1 pseudogene is annotated in these 233 nt (G+C 69.1%); it reads left to right on the top strand.

Annotated elements, in window-relative coordinates:
* Positions 1-233: pseudogene (locus tag KVT37_RS33080) on the top strand (transcriptional regulator); the annotation flags it as partial.

Genomic DNA, 233 nt, shown 5'->3' with positions numbered 1-233 from the left:
CCCCCCCGAGGGGGCGAACTACACCGGCGACCCGGATTTCCGGCGGCTGATCGCGCTGGTGATGCGCCCCAGCCCGGAGTTCCGCGGATGGTGGCCGCAGCGCGATGTCGTGCATCGCCTGTCCGGACTGATGCATCTGCGGCATCCGCTCGCTGGCGCGATGACGTTCGCGCATATGGGCCTGACGATCGACGCCGGCGCCGGTATGAGATTGAGCGTCTACACGCCGCTGG

This window comes from Mesorhizobium sp. GbtcB19, from assembly GCF_019091085.1.
Taxonomy (GTDB): domain Bacteria; phylum Pseudomonadota; class Alphaproteobacteria; order Rhizobiales; family Rhizobiaceae; genus Mesorhizobium.
The sequence above is the reverse complement of the archived record's forward strand: the minus strand, read 5'-3'. Positions and strand labels throughout refer to the sequence as shown.